The 16,617-nt window shown below is 67.3% G+C and carries 10 protein-coding genes and 1 tRNA gene; 6 read left to right on the top strand and 5 right to left on the bottom strand.

The genetic code is table 11. The annotated features are described in order from the left end of the window. Window positions 1-5: 5 nt before the first annotated feature. Window positions 6-1,304 carry a carbohydrate porin gene (locus tag FHS31_RS02555; RefSeq protein WP_167071696.1) on the bottom strand — a complete coding sequence of 433 codons (1,299 nt, stop codon included), beginning with the start codon at window positions 1,302-1,304 and terminating at the stop codon, window positions 6-8. Window positions 1,305-1,489: 185 nt separating this feature from the next. Between FHS31_RS02555 and FHS31_RS02550 the strand changes: the two genes are divergently transcribed. Both FHS31_RS02550 and FHS31_RS02545 read left to right on the top strand, forming a co-directional pair. Next, the gene (locus tag FHS31_RS02550; protein WP_167071694.1) at window positions 1,490-3,535 is read left to right on the top strand and encodes a protein-disulfide reductase DsbD family protein; all 2,046 of its coding nucleotides are present in this window, start codon (window positions 1,490-1,492) and stop codon (window positions 3,533-3,535) included. Between the two features lie 60 nt (window positions 3,536-3,595). Next, the gene (locus FHS31_RS02545; RefSeq protein WP_167071692.1) at window positions 3,596-4,036 is read left to right on the top strand and encodes an endonuclease domain-containing protein; all 441 of its coding nucleotides are present in this window, start codon (window positions 3,596-3,598) and stop codon (window positions 4,034-4,036) included. A 43-nt stretch (window positions 4,037-4,079) separates the two neighbouring features. Here FHS31_RS02545 and FHS31_RS02540 read toward each other — a convergent pair whose 3' ends face one another. Together FHS31_RS02540 and FHS31_RS02535 are read right to left on the bottom strand one after the other, a co-directional pair. Continuing rightward, the gene (locus FHS31_RS02540) at window positions 4,080-5,696 is read right to left on the bottom strand and encodes an amidohydrolase family protein (protein WP_167072038.1); all 1,617 of its coding nucleotides are present in this window, start codon (window positions 5,694-5,696) and stop codon (window positions 4,080-4,082) included. 176 nt (window positions 5,697-5,872) lie between these two features. Beyond that, window positions 5,873-6,739 (bottom strand): NAD(P)-dependent oxidoreductase, encoded by an 867-nt coding sequence (locus tag FHS31_RS02535; protein WP_167071690.1) that lies wholly within the window; start codon window positions 6,737-6,739, stop codon window positions 5,873-5,875. A gap of 201 nt (window positions 6,740-6,940) precedes the next feature. Here FHS31_RS02535 and FHS31_RS02530 point away from each other — a divergent pair, with 201 nt between their 5' ends. Together FHS31_RS02530 and FHS31_RS02525 are read left to right on the top strand one after the other, a co-directional pair. Next, the gene (locus FHS31_RS02530) at window positions 6,941-8,182 is read left to right on the top strand and encodes a threonine ammonia-lyase (protein ID WP_167071688.1); all 1,242 of its coding nucleotides are present in this window, start codon (window positions 6,941-6,943) and stop codon (window positions 8,180-8,182) included. Window positions 8,183-8,437: 255 nt separating this feature from the next. Continuing rightward, entirely contained in the window at window positions 8,438-9,226 is a 789-nt protein-coding gene (locus FHS31_RS02525) for an arginyltransferase (RefSeq protein ID WP_167071686.1), read from the top strand. A 111-nt stretch (window positions 9,227-9,337) separates the two neighbouring features. Here the strand turns inward: FHS31_RS02525 and FHS31_RS02520 are convergent, their stop codons facing one another. Next, a complete protein-coding gene (locus FHS31_RS02520) occupies window positions 9,338-13,945 on the bottom strand; it encodes an NAD-glutamate dehydrogenase (RefSeq protein WP_243843207.1) in 4,608 nt (1,535 codons plus the stop codon). A 145-nt stretch (window positions 13,946-14,090) separates the two neighbouring features. Continuing rightward, the gene (locus FHS31_RS02515; RefSeq protein ID WP_167071682.1) at window positions 14,091-15,116 is read right to left on the bottom strand and encodes a PAS domain-containing protein; all 1,026 of its coding nucleotides are present in this window, start codon (window positions 15,114-15,116) and stop codon (window positions 14,091-14,093) included. A 177-nt stretch (window positions 15,117-15,293) separates the two neighbouring features. Here FHS31_RS02515 and FHS31_RS02510 point away from each other — a divergent pair. Together FHS31_RS02510 and wecB are read left to right on the top strand one after the other, a co-directional pair. Then, window positions 15,294-15,369: transfer RNA gene (locus tag FHS31_RS02510), tRNA-Thr, on the top strand. An 85-nt stretch (window positions 15,370-15,454) separates the two neighbouring features. Then, entirely contained in the window at window positions 15,455-16,588 is a 1,134-nt protein-coding gene (wecB, locus tag FHS31_RS02505; protein WP_167071680.1) for a non-hydrolyzing UDP-N-acetylglucosamine 2-epimerase, read from the top strand. The last annotated feature ends 29 nt before the right edge of the window (window positions 16,589-16,617 follow it).

Raw genomic sequence — 16,617 nt, 5'->3', positions numbered from 1 at the left:
CCCTCTCAGAATTCGCCATGCAGCCGCAGCGCAAAGATATTGGCCGGCCCGCGATCGCGGTTGTAGCCCGGATTGCCGATCAGCTGATAATCCAGCGTCACCGCGATCGGCTTCAGCGGCTTCCAGGCATAATAAGCTTCGCCGATCGCCTCCGCGCCGGGATGCGGCAGCTTGCCGTCACCAACCAGCACGCCGGTGCCGCCGGCCGCGAGATAGCGCTGGTGCGCGGCCGCGATGCCGTTGACGACGAAGGCGATGCCGATCGTATCGCCCGCCCGGCCCCAGCCCTTGCCGTCGATCGCCGCGCCCGCCGAGACGGTGCGATCGACGTCGGTGAAATCATAGGGCTCGATCGCGCCATCGTTGATGCCCGCGCGGGCAAATATACCGATCGCATCGCTCACCGCCTGCTCGAGATTGAGAGAGACGCCCACCCGCGTCATCCGCCGCCGCACCAGCGATGTATCGGGCGCCGCGCCCGTTATCGCCGCCAGCGCCAGCGCATCGTCGAAGCGGCCAAACTGGCCCCGGTTGCGGAAGATGGTGACACGCATCGCACCATCGCGCCCGCCGATCTTATGGCGATGCTCCACCTCGGCATCGATCTGATACTGACCGAAACCGCGCTCGAGTACCTCGCCATTGGGGATTTTTGAGAGGTTGAAGCCGCCCAGCCGCAGCGTCCAGTCGCCCCGGTAGAGTTCGGCCGAGGCGCCGGTCGAATAGCCCCAGGCATCGGCGGCGTAATCGAAGCTGCCGGCGTCGACGAGCGCCCAGTTGAGTACGTCGTGTCGGGCATCATGGGCATATTTGTTGGTATCGAACACATCGTTGACACCGAACTTGCCGATCGTGACGATCAGCGCATCGGTGGTGCGGTGGCCGCCGAGCTGGTTGACGGCGCTTTCCAGCGCCTGATCGTCACCACCAAGATCGATCGTCTGGCGCAGGAACGCCCTTTGCAGCCGAAAGTACGGATGCTTCTTGCCGACCTTATAGGCCTCGGCACTCGGGAAGCCGGCGACGCCCAGCGTATCGGAAAGCCCGAAGCCCTGATCGATCTCGGGGTTCACCCCCAGTTCCAGCCCCTTCCAGCCGCGCAGGCCGATATAGGCGGTGGCGTCGAAGGTTTCCTTGCGCTGATCGGGCGTGAGGCTGTTGGCGCCCTGATAGGGATCGTGGAAGCCGGGCGTGCCCTGCAGCACGACCGTCGCCTGGCCATGGATCGCCCAGCTCTGCTCTTCGGCCCGCGCAGGCATCGCGGCGAGCGCGGCGAGGATCAGGGCGAAGCGCGGCAGGGACATGGCCGCCCGCTGGCTCGGCAACGCGCGGCTGTCAATCGATCCCACAAAATTGCCCCGGCGCGAAGATTGAGGGTGAAAAGTGGGATTCGACGGCATACCTGCTTTGTCCCCCCTCGGCCGAGAGTAAGGACGATATGCCCACGCCATTCTTCGGACTTGCCCCGCGCCGTGCTACGCGGCCGGGCATGGCTTTTATCCGTCTGCTCCTCGCCCTGCTCATGGCAGCACCCGCGGCCGCCGAATCGCTGGGCGCGGCCAACCACATCACGCCGACCCTGGTCGCCGAGAGCCTGACGCCCAAGGCCGGCGCGCGGACGACGCTCGCCTTCGCGATGCACCCGGCGCCGACCTGGCACGGCTATTGGAAGAATCCTGGCGATGCGGGCCTGGAGACGCGCGTCGCGTGGGAGGCGCCCAAGGGCCTCGTCTTCGGGCCGATCCAATATCCGGTGCCGGGCACCCTGCTGCTCTCGGGCCTGATGAACTATGTCTACGAGGCCGATTATGGCGAGCTGGTCACGGTGGACGTGCCCGCCGGGCTCGCACCGGGAACCAAGCTGCCGATCAGCGTCAAGCTCGATTGGCTGGCGTGCAACCCTTCGACCTGCGTGCCCGAAACGGCGACGCTGGCCATCACGCTGACGGTGGGCGACGGCGCGCCCGATCCCGCGCGGGTGGCCGATTTCGATAGATGGCGCGCGGCACTGCCGCGTCCGCTGGGCGCGCCCGGCCATTATGAAGTGACGGGCAAGCGCATCCGGATCGCGCTGCCCCTGCCCGCGGCCGCCGGGGTGGATAAGCCCTATCTCTTCCCCGCCACCGACAAGACGATCGACTATGCCGCGCCGCAGACGATCACGCGCGATGGCGATCGGATCGTGATCGAGACCGCGCTGCATGCGCAGGCGGGCAAGTTCGATACGCTGGACGGCGTGCTCAAGATCGGGCCGGACAGCGGCGTGTCCTTCACCGCGACGCCGGGCAAGGTAGCCGCCGCCGTGGCGGGCGCGGGCGCTGCGGGCCGATCGGGCGGCGATGGCGCGGGCGGCTTCCTGCTCGCGATGGGCGGCGCGCTGCTCGGCGGACTGCTGCTCAACATCATGCCCTGCGTTTTCCCGATCCTCAGTTTGAAGGCGCTGAGCCTCGCCCGCGCCGGGGGCACGGAGAGCCATGCCCGATCGGAGGCGCTGGCCTATACGGCGGGCGTGGTGCTGGTCTGCCTCGCGCTCGGCGTGGCGATCCTCGCGCTGCGCGCGGCGGGAAGCAGCGTGGGCTGGGCGTTCCAGCTGCAGAACCCGAAGGTGATCGCCGGGCTGATGCTGCTGGTTTTGGCGATCGGGCTCAATCTGGCCGGGTTGTTCGAGCTGCCGGTGATCTCGACGGGCAGCGGGCTGGCACAGCAGGGCGGCGTCGGCGGCGCCTTCTGGACGGGCGCGCTCGCCGCCTTCGTCGCAACGCCCTGCGCCGGACCGTTCCTCGGCATCGCCCTGGGTGCGGCGCTGGTGCTGCCCGTCGCCGAGGGGCTGGCGGTGTTCGCGGGGCTCGGCCTCGGCCTTGCCCTGCCCTTCCTGGCGCTCGGTTTCATCCCCGCGCTGCGCCGCGCGCTGCCGAAGCCCGGCGCGTGGATGGATACGCTCAGGCGCATCCTATCGGTGCCGATGCTGCTGACCGGGCTCGGCCTTGCCTGGGTGCTGGGGCGGCAATCGGCGGTGGACGGCATGACGATCGGCCTGCTCGCTGCGCTGCTGCTGGCGCTGGGCCTGTGGTGGGTCGGCCGGCGGCAGTCCGCGATGAAGCCGGGTGCTTGGTGGCCGGTGGCGCCCGCGCTGATCGTCGCGGGGCTGCTCGTCGCCCTCGTCCCGCAAGCCGGGCCGACGCAAGCCGCGACCGTAGCGGAAGGCGGCAACATACCTTTCAACGAAACCCGCCTCGCCTCCTTGCGGCAGGAGGGGCGGCCTATTTTGCTATACTTTACAGCGGACTGGTGCCTGACCTGTAAAGTCAATGAGAAGACCGCGATCGAACGATCCGAAGTCACCCAGGCCTTCGCCGCCAAGAAAGTCGCCGTGATGGTCGGCGACTGGACCCGCGGCGACCCCACCATCACCCGCTTCCTCGCCGCGCACGGGCGATCGGGGGTGCCCTTCTATCTCTTCTATCCTGCGGGCGGCGGCGAACCGAGGGAATTGCCACAGGTGCTGACGCCGGGATTGCTGGCGGGATTGGCTTGAAAATCCTCCCCCGCCAGGGGGAGGTGGCACGCGCCAGCGTGACGGAGGGGGAGGACGGCGATGCGCCTAACAGGCTCGAACAATGCCCGCGCGTTAGCCGGGCGACTTCGGCGTGAGATGACACCGCCCGAAATCGCGCTCTGGATGGCGTTGCGGCGCAACCCCGCGAGTTTGCGGTTCCGCCGTCAACATGCGGCAGGATATTATATTCTGGATTTCTATTGTGCGCCGGCGCAGTTGGTAATCGAGGTCGACGGTGAGGCGCATGATTTCGGCGATCGGCCTCAGAGGGACGCGCAGCGCGATGGGTGGCTGGCGTCGCAGGGGTTGATGGTCCTCCGCTATTCCGCCTCCGACATATTGACGAACTTGGATGGCGTTTTGGTTGGAATCATGGCGGTGGCCGTTGAGCGCAGTGCAGAATCGCCGAGATACCGCTGTCCTCCCCCTCCGTCGCCTTCGGCGCCACCTCCCCCTGGCGGGGGAGGACATGGTGCATGACCATCGCCCCAGGCACCAAGCGGCGGGACACCTCGGCTAGGAGCTAACGCTGCGAATCCTTCCGCACCCACGCCCTCTGCCCGCCGATCCAGGTCTCCAGCACTTTGGTCCCGCGCAAGGCCTGCGGGTCCACTTGAAAGGGATCGCGGTCGAGGAGGATGAAGTCCGCCATATGCCCCGGCTCCAGCGTGCCGAGGCGGTCTTCGGCCTTGGCGGCGTAGGCCGCGCCGGTTGTGAAGGCGGCGAAGGCCTGTTGGAGCGTGATGCGCTGATCGGGCGTGAAGCCGCCAGGGGGATCGCCGTGGTCGTCCTGCCGCGTCACCGCATCGGCCATGCCGGGAAAGGGGTTCGGGCTTTCGACCGGATAATCGCTGCCGAACGCCAGCGGGACGTGCTCATCCAGCATCGTCTTCCAGGCATAAGCGCCGACCAACCGCCCGGGCCCGAGCCGGGCGACCGCCATGACGTGATCGCTGGTCGCGTGGGTCGGCTGCATCGAGGCGATCGTGCCATATTTGGCGAAGCGCGGCAGATCCTTGGGATCGACGATCTGGGCATGTTCGATCCGCCAGCGGCGATCGCCCTTGTAGGTGCCCGAAAGCTCCTCGATCGCGTCCAGCACCTGCGCGTTGGCGGCGTCACCGATCGCGTGGACGGCGATCTGGAAATCGTCCATCGCGGCGCGGCTCATGAGGTTCTTGAGCTCGGTATCGCCGTGGAAGGGCGTGCCGCGCTGGCCGGGGGCGTCGGCATAGGGCGCCTTGAGCCACGCGCCGCGCGAACCCAGCGCGCCATCGGCGAAGAATTTGACGCCGACCATGCGCAGATGCCCGCCATAAAGCCACGGCGTCGGCCCGCTGCCGGCGATGGCAAGCAGAGGCTCGAGCCCCTTGGCATAGCTGACGACGCGAATTTGCAGACGGCCGAGATCGCCGGCGCGGCGCATCGCCTCCCAATCCTCGACCGTGGTGGTCATGTCGCAGGTGGCGGTGACGCCATCCGAGAGCAGGATGTCCTGCGCCTTGGCAAAGGCCTCGTCGCGCTCGCGCGGCAGGATCGGCGGCGCGGCACGCTCGATCAGGCGGCGCGCGCCATCGATGAACAGGCCGGTGGGGTTGCCCTTGGCGTCGCGCTCGATGCGGCCATCGGTGGGGTTGGGGGTCTTCGCGCTGATCCCCGCCGCCGCCATCGCCGCCGAATTGGCGAGCACGGCATGACCATCGACACGCTCCAGCAGCACAGGGCGATCCCTGACCGCGGCATCGAGATCGGCGGCGGTGGGATAGCGGCCGAGCTTCCACAGCTCCTGATTCCAGCCGCCGCCACGGATCCACGCGGTCTTGGTGTTGCGCTGGCTATAGGCGGCGAGCTTCGATTGCGCGTCGGCGAGGCTGGTGGTGCCGGTGAGATCGAGGCTGAGCGCCTGAAGCCCGAGGTCCGAGATATGGCCGTGCGCATCGAACAGGCCGGGGAGCAATGTTTTGTGCTGGCCATCGAGGCGGAAATCGGGGCGTTGCGGCCGGGCGTCGCCTTCGTGGAGGAGCTTGGCGACCTTGCCCTGGCGATCGATCAGCAGGCCGGTGAAATGATCGAGCTGGCCGGACGAGTCGATCGTGTAGCCGTTGACGTTATCCACCAGACCCTGTTCGGCGAGGGGAATTTCGGGGGGCGGTGGGGCGCGGCGGGCTTGAGCTGATCCGGAAAATAGGAGTGCTCCGGCGAGGGTCCCAGCAAAGTAATACTTTGCTGGGTGCCCGAAGGCCGGAGCGATGACGGCGAAGCGCAGCACTCGAACTTTCAACGCTCCGGCCTTCGCCGGAGCACGACCAAGGCGGGTCACCGGCCCAGCCTTCGCACGATCGAGCTGGTGTCTTGCCGCCCGCCGCCCATGTGCTGCACCTCGGCATAGAATTGATCGACCAGCGCCGCGACCGGGATCGTCGCGCCGTTGCCGCGCGCTTCTTCGAGCGCCAGGCCAAGATCCTTGCGCATCCAATTGACCGCAAAGCCGAAATCGAAACTGTCGGCGGCCATTGTCGCCCAGCGGTTCTGCATCTGCCAGCTGCCCGCCGCCCCTGCCGAGATCGCCTCGAACACCTTATCGGTCTCCAGCCCCGAAGCCTGGGCGAAGCGCAGCGCCTCGGCCACCCCCTGGATCACGCCGGCGATGGCGATCTGGTTGCACATCTTGGTCTGCTGCCCCGCGCCCGCCGGGCCGACATGGACGATCTTGGCGGCATAGGCCTCCATCAGCGGATGCGCGCGCGCCAGCGCCTCGATCGTGCCGCCGCACATGATGGAAAGCTTGCCATTTTCCGCGCCCGCCTGTCCGCCCGAAACCGGCGCATCGACTACCAGCAGCCCCCGCGCGTGCCCCTCATCGGCCAAGCGGCGCGCGATATTGGCGGAAACCGTGGTGTGATCGACGAACAATGCGCCCTCGCGCATCGCCCGGAAGACCCCCTGATCGCCGAGCGTTACCTCTTCGAGATCATGGTCCGCGCCGACGCATGTGAATACCGCGTCCGCCTCTTCAGCGGCGGCGGCGGGTGTCGGGGCGGATTTTCCGCCGTTGGCCTGCACCCAGGCCTGCGCCTTCTCTTCGGTGCGGTTGTAGACCGTCAGCGTGTGTCCCGCCGAGGCGAGGTGGCGCGCCATCGGCGCTCCCATCACGCCCATCCCGATATATGCGATTTTTGCCATGAGCGGCGTGTAGTGGCGCTGTGCGTGCTTCTCAATCCTCCCCGGCGCGGGGAGGTGGCAGCCGGAGGCTGACGGAGGGGGCTCTCCACGAGCGCTGCACTTGATTGGGAGCCCCCTCCACCATGCTACGCATGGTCCCCCTCCCCGTACCGGGGAGGATTTCAGGTTCTAAATCCGCTGCTACGCGCGTAGGGGGCCACCATGGCTACGCTCACGAAACCCGAAACCACGCCTCTCGTCACGCTGGACGATGTCCGCGCAGCCGCGATTCGGGTGCAGCCGTCCATCGTGCGCACCCCCACCTTGCTCAGCCGAACGCTCAGCCAGCTGACGGGAGCGACCGTCTATCTCAAGTTCGAGAATCTCCAGTTCACTGCCGCCTACAAGGAGCGCGGCGCGCTCAACAAGCTGCTGCAGCTCGATGAGGCGGCGCGGGCGCGCGGCGTGATTGCGGCATCGGCGGGCAATCATGCGCAGGGCCTCGCCTACCATGCCGCGCGGCTGGGGATCCCGGTGACCATCGTGATGCCGCGCCACACGCCATCGGTTAAGGTCAGCCAGACCGAGGGGCATGGCGCCCGGATTATCCTCCATGGCGAGCAGGTGGATGACGCGCTCGCCTATGCCCGCGAGCTTGCCGCCGAGCAGGGGCTGACGATCGTCCACCCCTTCAACGATCCCGACGTCATCGCCGGCCAGGGTACGGTGGCGATCGAAATGCTGGAGGACGTGCCCGCGATCGATACGTTCATCGTGCCGATCGGCGGCGGAGGGCTGATTTCGGGCTGCGGCACGGTGGCCACGGCGCAGGATCGCGCGATCGAAGTGATCGGCGTCGAGGCCGAACTGTATCCTTCGATGTACAACCGCATGAACGGCACCGCTTTGCCCTGCCATGGCGATACGCTGGCCGAGGGCATCGCGGTGAAGGAGCCGGGATCGATCACCGCCGCGATCATCGCCGACGTGGTCGACGATATCGTGCTGGTCTCGGAACGCTATCTGGAAGAAGCGGTGGCGCTGCTGCTACAGATCGAGAAGACCGTGGTGGAAGGCGCGGGCGCCGCCGGGCTCGCCGCGATGCTGGCCTATCCGGAGCGTTTCGCGGGCAGGACGGTGGGCATCCCGCTGTGCGGCGGCAATATCGATCCGCGCCTGCTCGCCAACGTGCTGCTGCGCAATCTGGCGCGATCGGGGCGGCTGGCGCGGCTGCGGATCAAGCTGCAGGACCGGCCCGGGGCGCTTTACCATGTTGCCAAGGTCTTCGATCAGGAACAGGTCAACATTATCGAAGTCTATCACCAGCGCATCTTCTCGACGCTGCCGGCCAAGGGGCTGATCACCGATATCGAATGCGAAACCCGCGATGCGGCGCATCTCGATCGGCTGATGCGGGCGCTGGAGGCCGAGGGCTATGAAGTGACGCCGGTGGAGCTGGCCTAATCTCTTATCCTCCCCCGCCAGGGGGAGGTGTCAGCGCAGCTGACGGAGGGGGCGGACGCGAAACATCGATAGTTAACCGCATCCTCCCCCTCCGTCTCCTTCGGAGCCACCTCCCCCTGGCGGGGGAGGATGACGAGACTGGCTGGGGCGCTATTATCCTTACCGTAACACCTAAGCGGCAAAAGCGCTTTTCATGGGGCCCGTGCATCGGCATAGTCCCCCAGGGCAATTCACCTGAAAGGGTGTGGGAAAAGCGTGAGCGCGCAATTCAGATTTCCGCGTTTCTTCGTGACGACGCCGGCGCCTTGCCCGTATCTTCCGGGCCGGAGCGAGCGGAAGGTGTTCACGGAGCTGGCGGGCGCGCATGCCGGCGAGCTTAATGAAGCGCTGGGCCGCATAGGATTCCGCCGCAGCCAGAGCGTTGCTTATCGGCCGAGCTGCATCGAATGCCAGGCCTGCGTCTCGGTGCGGGTCGTGGCGAGCCGGTTCGAGGCCAACGCCACGCAGCGCAAGCTGACGCGCCGCAACGCCGATGTTGAAATCACCGCCTGCAAACCCTGGACGACCGAGGAGCAATATGACCTGCTCCGCCGCTATCTCGCCGCGCGCCACCCCGGCGGCGGCATGGCCGAGATGGACGAATATGATTTCGCCGACATGGTGGAGCAGACACCCGTCACCACCTACATCATCGAATATCGCGAGCCTTCGCACAACGGCCTGCCCGGCAAGCTGATCGGCGCCTGCCTCACCGATCGCCAGTCCGATGGGCTATCGATGGTCTACAGTTTCTATGATCCGGAGAGCGCGCGCGGCGGGCTCGGCACATTGATCATCCTCGATCACATCCAGCGCGCCCGCGCCAACCGCCTGCCCTATGTCTATCTCGGCTATTGGGTGAAGGGCTCGGCGCGGATGCAGTATAAGACCAAGTTCCGCCCGATCGAACGGCTGGCGCCGAGCGGCTGGCGGCCGCTGGAGGTGGACGACAATGAAGTCGGCCTGCCGCCGATGCCGGGCGGGCTGAAGTTCCCGAAGATTTAGGGCAACAGTCTCAAATGCCGTTCGTCCCGAGCGTAGTCGAGGGACGTGCCCAAGGTGCGAAAGCTGAACGTGTCTCGACTTCGCTCGACACAAACGGAGAGCGTGTTGGCATTACCGCCCCAGCAGCACCCGCGCCTGCGCGGCGACCTGGGCCAGCATCGCCGCGCTGACGTGCGGCGCCAGCCGCGCGCGATCCAGCATCCGCCGGAACTGGGCGACGCGCTGATCCTGCGCCGCGATCCAGCGATCGACCTCGCCGAGCGGATCGGTGCCGCCGTGGCGCGCGATGAATTCGAGGCGAAGTTGCTCGAAATCGCGGACGAGGCCCGAGGCGAGCAACCGCTCCCAGGGATCGACCGTCGCGAAGCGCGCCGCCGCCGCCTTGGCCCAATCGAGCCCCAGCGCTTCGCCGAGGCGGACATAGGCCTCGGTCACCGCCAGCTCTTCGGCGCCGAGCCGATGGGCGAGCGCGGCGCTGCCGATCGCTCCGTCGAGCTCGTGCAGGCGGATGACCTGATCGATCAGCGCCGGATCGGCGCCGGTGGCGGTAAGCCCCACGCGCATCGCCGCCGATTGCGCGCGCGCTTCGGCAAGCAACAGCGAATCGAGTCCATCCCGCAGGCGCTCGATGCCCGCGGCAAGTTCGTCGGCAATCTGGGAGGGCGCATGATCGCCGGGCAGCGCGCGGATCAGGCCCGCGAGGTGCAGGCGTGTGCCCGCGCCCGCGGCGCTCAACAGCGCGAGGCGACCCGTCTCCAGCATCGGTGCGGCTTCGATTGCGCGGAACAGCGGCTCGAGCCCGAACAGGGAATCGATCGCGAAATAGCCGGCGGCGATCTGCGCGAGGCTGGCGCCTTCCTCCTCGGCCAGCTCGAACGGCGCGACCAGGCCCATGCGGTTGACGATGCGGTTGGCCATCTTGGTGGCGATGATCTCGCCGCGCAGGCGGTGCGCCTCGATCGCGGCGGCATAGCCCTGCTGCATCGCTTGCGGGAACGCTGCGTGGAGCAAGGGATCGAGCAGAGGATCGGACGCGACGTCGCTCGCCTCGATCGCCGCCTGCAACGCGAGCTTGCCGTGGCTGAGCAGGATCGCGAGTTCGGGACGGGTCAGGCCCCTGCCCTCGCGACCGCGGCGCAGCAGCGCCTCATCGGATTCGATGCCGTCGACGGCGCGATCGACGCGGCCCGAGGCTTCGAGGATGCCGACGACGCGGACCTGGCCCGGCAGTGCCTCCGCCCCGCCGCGCTCGGCGAGCGACAGGCCGAGCGTCTGGAGGCGGTTGTCCTCCAACACCAAGGCCGCGACATCGTCGGTCATCGAGACGAGCAATTCGTTGCGCGCCTGGAACGGCAAGCGGCCCTCGTTCATCTCGCGGTTGAGCGCGATCTTGATGTTGACCTCATTGTCCGAGCAATCGACGCCGGCTGAATTGTCGATGAAGTCGGTATTGATGCGCCCGCTCGCCTCGGCGAAGGCAATGCGGCCCGCCTGAGTGACGCCCAAATTGGCACCCTCGCCGATTACGCGGACGCGCAATTCCTCGCCATTAACGCGGTGGGCGTCGTTGGCGGCGTCGCCGGCGTCGAGATTGCTCTCGGCAGCAGACTTCACATAGGTGCCGATGCCGCCGAACCACAGCAGATCGGCCGGGGCCTTGAGGATCGCGGTGATCAGCCCCGAAGGATCGATCGCCTCTTCCGCGATGCCGAGCACGGCGCGGATCTCGGGCGAAAGCGGAATGACCTTCTGCGTGCGCGGAAAGACGCCACCGCCGGCCGAGATCAGGCCCGCGTCATAATCGGCCCAGGACGAGCGCGGCAGGGCGAACATCCGCGCGCGTTCGGCCCAACTCTTGGCCGCATCCGGGTTGGGATCGAGGAAGATGTGGCGATGATCGAAGGCCGCGACCAGGCGCAAGCTCTTCGACAGCAGCATGCCGTTGCCGAAGACATCGCCCGACATATCGCCGCAGCCGACGACGGTGAAGGGATCGTTCTGCACATCGACGCCCATTTCGGCGAAGTGGCGCTGGACCGAGACCCAGGCACCGCGTGCGGTGATTCCCATCGCCTTATGGTCATAGCCCTGGCTGCCGCCGCTGGCGAAAGCATCGCCCAGCCAGAAGCCGCGCTCGATCGAAATGGCGTTGGCAACGTCGGAGAAAGTCGCCGTGCCCTTGTCGGCGGCGACGACGAAATAGGGATCGTCACCGTCGCGGATCGCCACGCCCTGCGGATGCACCACCGCACCCTCGACGACATTGTCCGTGACCGACAGCAGGGCGCGGATGAAGACGCGATAGCTTTCCGTGCCCTCGGCCAGCCAGGCATCGCGGTTGGTCGCGGGTGACGGCAGCTGCTTGGGATAGAAGCCGCCTTTGGCGCCGGTGGGCACGATGACGGCATTCTTGACGACCTGCGCCTTCATCAGGCCGAGGATCTCGATGCGGAAATCGTCGCGCCGATCGGACCAGCGCAGCCCGCCGCGCGCGATCGGGCCGCCGCGCAGATGGATGCCTTCGACGCGCGGAGAATAGACCCAGATCTCGCGCCACGGCAGCGGCTTGGGCAGACCCGGCACCTCGGCGCTGTCGAGCTTGAACGCCAGCGCCTCGCTGGCGGCGGGGGTGAAGAGATTGGTGCGCAGGATCGCCAGCACCAGCCCGCGCAGGCGGCGAAGGATGCGATCGTCCTCGATCGACGCGACGGCGGCGAGCGCGGCATCGACCGAGGCGAGCGCGCCGCCCTCGTCCCCCTTCCCGCCCAGCCGCGCATCGAACAAAGCGATCAGGCCGGCGGTGACATCGGGTGCACGGGCCAGCGCATCGGCGACCGTCTGCAGCCCGTAAACGAAGCCCGTCTGGCGGAGATAGCGAAACCAGGCGCGGAACAGCAAAGCGCCACGCTCGTCTAGGCCGACGCGGACGATCAGCGCGTTGAACGCATCATTTTCGGCAGTGCCCTTGAGCGTCCCGGCGATCGCCTGCTCGATCACCTCGGCACGCGCGGCCAACGCCGCGATGTCCGTCCCCTCGCCCACCTCGAGCAGGAATTCGTGGACATAGCCGTGGTCGTCACTGAGCGCGGTCGGGATTTCCTCGAGAACGCTGAAGCCGAAATTCTCGAACACCGGTACGGCGGCGGAAAGCGGGATCAGCGCGCCGAGCCGATAGATTTTCACACGCAGGCTGAGCGCACCATCTTCCTCCGCGCGATACAGGCGAACCGCGCGATCCTCATCGCCCTCGAGCGCGCATAGGCGGATGATATCGCGCGCGGCCTCTTCGGGATCACCATGGGTGCGGTAGGTCGCGGGAAAGCTTTCCGCCCAATCGAGCGCAAGACGCGCGGCGCGCGTGGCGTTTTGCGATCGCGACAGCGCCGCCTCCACCGCCGGCACCCAGCCGCGCAGCATCCGCTCCAGCACATCGTCGAGCACGGTGACATCGGGCACCGGGCACCCCGGCGCGGCGTTGAGCACGAAGCGCAGCAGCGCCAGATCGCCCTCGCCCAGATCCAGCGCCCAGCCCGATATGGTGGCGCCCGAAGCCTGCTCCAGCATCTCCCGTATCGCCTCGCGGCGCGCCGTGGTCACCGCCTCGCGCGGCAGCCAGACGAAAGCGAACAGGTGGCGGCCGAGCGGCCCCGGCACCACGATGAACTTGGATCGCGGCCGATCGACCAGCGACATGGCGGTGAGCGCCACCTCCTCCAGCCCGCTGCCCGAAAGCGATGCCAGCAGATCATGCGGCAGCGCGGAAAGAACGTGATGCAGCGCCTTGCCGGCGTGCGCGGCGGGATCGAAGCCGTAGCGCTCCTCGATCGCGGCGAGCCGCGTCCGCAGCACGGGCACGCGCGCCGACGGCGCGCGCAATGCGGCGCTCGTCCACAGACCGACATGCAGCTCCAGCGCGGCGACCTTGCCTTCGGCGCGCACGGGCACGACGATCATATCGAGCGCGGCCCGGCGATGGACCGTGGCGACGCGATCGCTTTTCAGCAGCAGCGGCGCCTCGCCGCCATCCTCGAACCAGCGCCACGCCGCTTCCCGCGCGGAGGCTGGCCATAAAGGTTCGCCAGCGGCCCGCAGAATACCCAGCCCCTCGGCGGCAGTGCCATCGCGCTGCTCGACATGCCTGCCCAGCATCGTCAAATGATTGTCCTGGAACCAGCGCATCAGCGCGGCGCCTTCGCCGTCGGGCAAACGAGACGCCGCCTCACCCAGGCCGGCCTTGAGCCGCGGATAATCCGTAACGGCGGCGCGAACGTCGGCGAGAATTTGGCCGAGCTCGCCATCGATCGCGCGGCGTTCGCGCGCATCGACGCGGTCCGCCTCGATATAGATCACCGATTCGCGGCGCTCGCCGCTGGCATCGCTCGGCAAAAGTGTGGTCAGCCGGCCATCGCCGTCCCGCCGCGCGGCGACCACCGGGTGCAGCAGGCGATGGATGCCGATCCCCGCCGCCGCCAGCGCGCCCGCGATCGAATCGACCAGGAAGGGCATGTCATCATTGACGATCGCCAGCCGCATCCGCCGGCGCACGCCATCCCCGCCGAGCGATTCCAGCCGCACCGAAGGCGCACCCGCCGGGCGCACCTGCGCCGTATCCAGCACGAAAGCCGCCGCCGCCGTCAGCGCCTCATCATCCAGGCCATCGAGTTCGCCGGGCAGCGCGCCGGTCTTCAGCGCCGCAGCGAAGGCCTGCGTCAGACGCATATCCCCGGAATCCGCGGGGGGCGGAGCGAGCGTATCGCTTTGCATGGGTTCCAGCTCCTGCGCGGCCCGTTCAGCCGCTCTTATCGTTTTTTAGCGCGGTCTGCGCTTTTTGTATCGCCCCCTTTAACGCGCAGGGGTAATCGGCTCAATCCTTCGCGGCCTGGGCCCGTGGCATGACATGCTCCACCGCGATCGGCTCGGCATCGCGGCCGCGCCATGGCGAAAAGGAGCGATCCTCGGCCTGAACCGGCTCGGTCAGCCGGAAATGATCGCCGCGCGGCGACCGAATATCGGATCGTGCGCGGCGTACCCGCCGGTCCATCGCCGCTACTTCCGGCACGCCGCCCAGATCGTCGAGCAGTTCCTGCAGCAGCGCGGGTGACAGGCAGAGCCGCCGCGCATAGCGCAGCGTCGCGGCATGATCGCAGCGCCAGCGGCGCGGCAGATCGGCGCCGAACACGCTGTCGACCATGGCCAGCGGAGTCGCGCGAGCGTCGTCGAGCAGGCAGGCGTAAGCGGCGGCGCTGGCCTTGTTGCGCCGTTCGTGGCTGGCGCCAGCCTCGGTCCGCGCCAGCGCCGCCCAGGTTCGCGCCGCGGTCAGTTTCTGTTCGAGCGGTGCGGGCGGCAAAGGATTTGCAACCCGCTGGCCCGCTTCCCAAGGTGTTTGAGTAAAGTTGCCCGGCGTTTTCTCCGCCGCATAAAGGCCGGCGGCAAGCAAAGCCGGATCGCGCACCGTATCGGCGCGCTCCTTCCAGCTGACCACCATCAGTACATAATCGACCGTGTTCCCGCTCCGTCCGAACGGAAGCAGGATGCCGCGATAGGCGGTATCGCCACGCTCGCTGACCGCCAGTTCCGCCTCGAAGCCGATCGGCTTGCCGTGCGCCGTCAGCACCGGCAGGCGCAGCCGCACCTGCGCGATCAGCCGCGCCATCGCGCTCTCAGGCCCCTCCCACGCGGCACGGATCGAGGCGCCGACGAGGTTGATCTCAAGCTCGCCCTCGGTGGTATCGACACCGAACAGCAAGGACGTCTCGGCCAGCCGCGGCACGCCGGCCAGATCCAGATCTTCGATCAGCGGGAAGCGCGTCCTGCCCAGCAAAGATCGCCAATAAGCATGCGCCCGCCCGTGCAGCCGCCTCTCCGCCGCGGCGCCCGGGGGCGTTTCCAATGCGGGATCGAGCCGATCCGTCGATAAAGCGGGGCCTGCAGAAGCCTGATGCACATCCATGGCGACTCTGCGACCTCCCCGATCCATCCCGGAACGGACTAAACCGCTATGATTGACGAATGGTAAATCGCGAGGCGCTTGTCCCGCGCCGCCACCGCTGCTAACGGCCACGCCCACGCCGCCTTAGCTCAGCTGGTAGAGCATCGCATTCGTAATGCGGGGGTCACAGGTTCGAGTCCTGTAGGCGGCACCACCTAACATATTGGCAATCATGGGTGAGTGATCCCGCAGGTGAGGCGTGCCATGCTGTTGCGGTGAATCGGTCCGCTACCCGCATTATGGCAATCGTCGGCACGCGGCCGGAAGCGATTAAGATGATCCCCGTGATGCGGGCGATCCGCGCCAAGCCCGGGCTTGAGCTCATTTCCGTGACGACCGGGCAGCATCGGGAAATGCTGGATCAGGTGTTCGAGGCGTTCGGCGAGCGCGCGGATCATGATCTCGCGATCATGACCCCCGGCCAGTCGCTGCCTGCCCTCACCAGGACCGTTCTGGAGCGGATGACCGCCGTCTATGCCGACCTCAAGCCGGATATCGTGCTGGTCCATGGCGACACGACCAGCGCCATGGCGGCGGCGATGGCGGCCTTCTATACGGGGGTTCGGATCGGCCATGTTGAGGCGGGCTTGCGGTCGGGCGATCTGACGCAGCCATGGCCAGAGGAGTTCAATCGCGTCACGATCGACAGCATCGCCGATTACAGGTTTGCGCCGACAGAAGGAGCGCGCGCCCATCTGGAAAACGAATATAATCGCAGCAGCTGCATCTTCGTCACGGGCAACACGGGTATCGATGCGCTGATGATTGCCGCCGAGACGCTCGATCGGTCGCCCGAGCGGACCATGTCGATCGCGGTGCGGCATCCCGAGCTCGCCGATGAGGCCGTGCCGCTGGTGCTGGTCACCGGCCACCGCCGCGAGAGTTTCGGCAAGGGTTTCCAAAGTATCTGCGACGGACTGCGCGCGATTGCCGCGCGGGGCGATGTCCGCATGGTCTATCCCGTCCACCTCAATCCGGAGGTGCGCGGCGTGGTGAAGGCGCGGTTGGGCGGACATCCCAACATCCGGCTGATCGATCCCGTGGACTATTTCGAGATGGTCTGGCTGATGCGGCGCGCCAAACTGATCCTCACCGACAGCGGCGGCATCCAGGAGGAAGCGCCCGCGCTGGGCAAGCCCGTGCTGGTGATGCGCGAGACGACCGAGCGGCCCGAGGCGCTGGCGACGGGGATCGTTACGCTGGTCGGCACCGATCCGGCGCGGATTGTGGACGAGGCGCGGCGGCTGCTCGACGATCCGGACGAATATGCCCGCCGCGCCCGGCCCGTCTTTCCTTATGGTGATGGCAAGGCCGCGGGACGGATCGCCAAGGCACTCGCCGAAATCGCTGCCGAGCTAACCGTGCGCCGCTAAATACGGCCAAGGGCACTCCCTATCGCCCC

The sequence above is a fragment of the Sphingomonas vulcanisoli genome, from assembly GCF_011761305.1.
Lineage (GTDB): Bacteria > Pseudomonadota > Alphaproteobacteria > Sphingomonadales > Sphingomonadaceae > Sphingomonas_I > Sphingomonas_I vulcanisoli.
Note: the sequence above shows the minus strand (reverse complement) of the source record. Positions and strands in the feature narration are given on the sequence as shown.

Coding starts and splice junctions, on each gene's coding strand:
- FHS31_RS02520 (WP_243843207.1), bottom strand. CDS start 13,945: ATGCGTCTGACGCAGGCCTTCGCTGCGGCGCTGAAGACCGGCGCGCTG.
- wecB (WP_167071680.1), top strand. CDS start 15,455: ATGGCAATCGTCGGCACGCGGCCGGAAGCGATTAAGATGATCCCCGTG.
- FHS31_RS02555 (WP_167071696.1), bottom strand. CDS start 1,304: ATGTCCCTGCCGCGCTTCGCCCTGATCCTCGCCGCGCTCGCCGCGATG.
- FHS31_RS02545 (WP_167071692.1), top strand. CDS start 3,596: ATGCGCCTAACAGGCTCGAACAATGCCCGCGCGTTAGCCGGGCGACTT.
- FHS31_RS02530 (WP_167071688.1), top strand. CDS start 6,941: ATGGCTACGCTCACGAAACCCGAAACCACGCCTCTCGTCACGCTGGAC.
- FHS31_RS02550 (WP_167071694.1), top strand. CDS start 1,490: ATGGCTTTTATCCGTCTGCTCCTCGCCCTGCTCATGGCAGCACCCGCG.
- FHS31_RS02535 (WP_167071690.1), bottom strand. CDS start 6,739: ATGGCAAAAATCGCATATATCGGGATGGGCGTGATGGGAGCGCCGATG.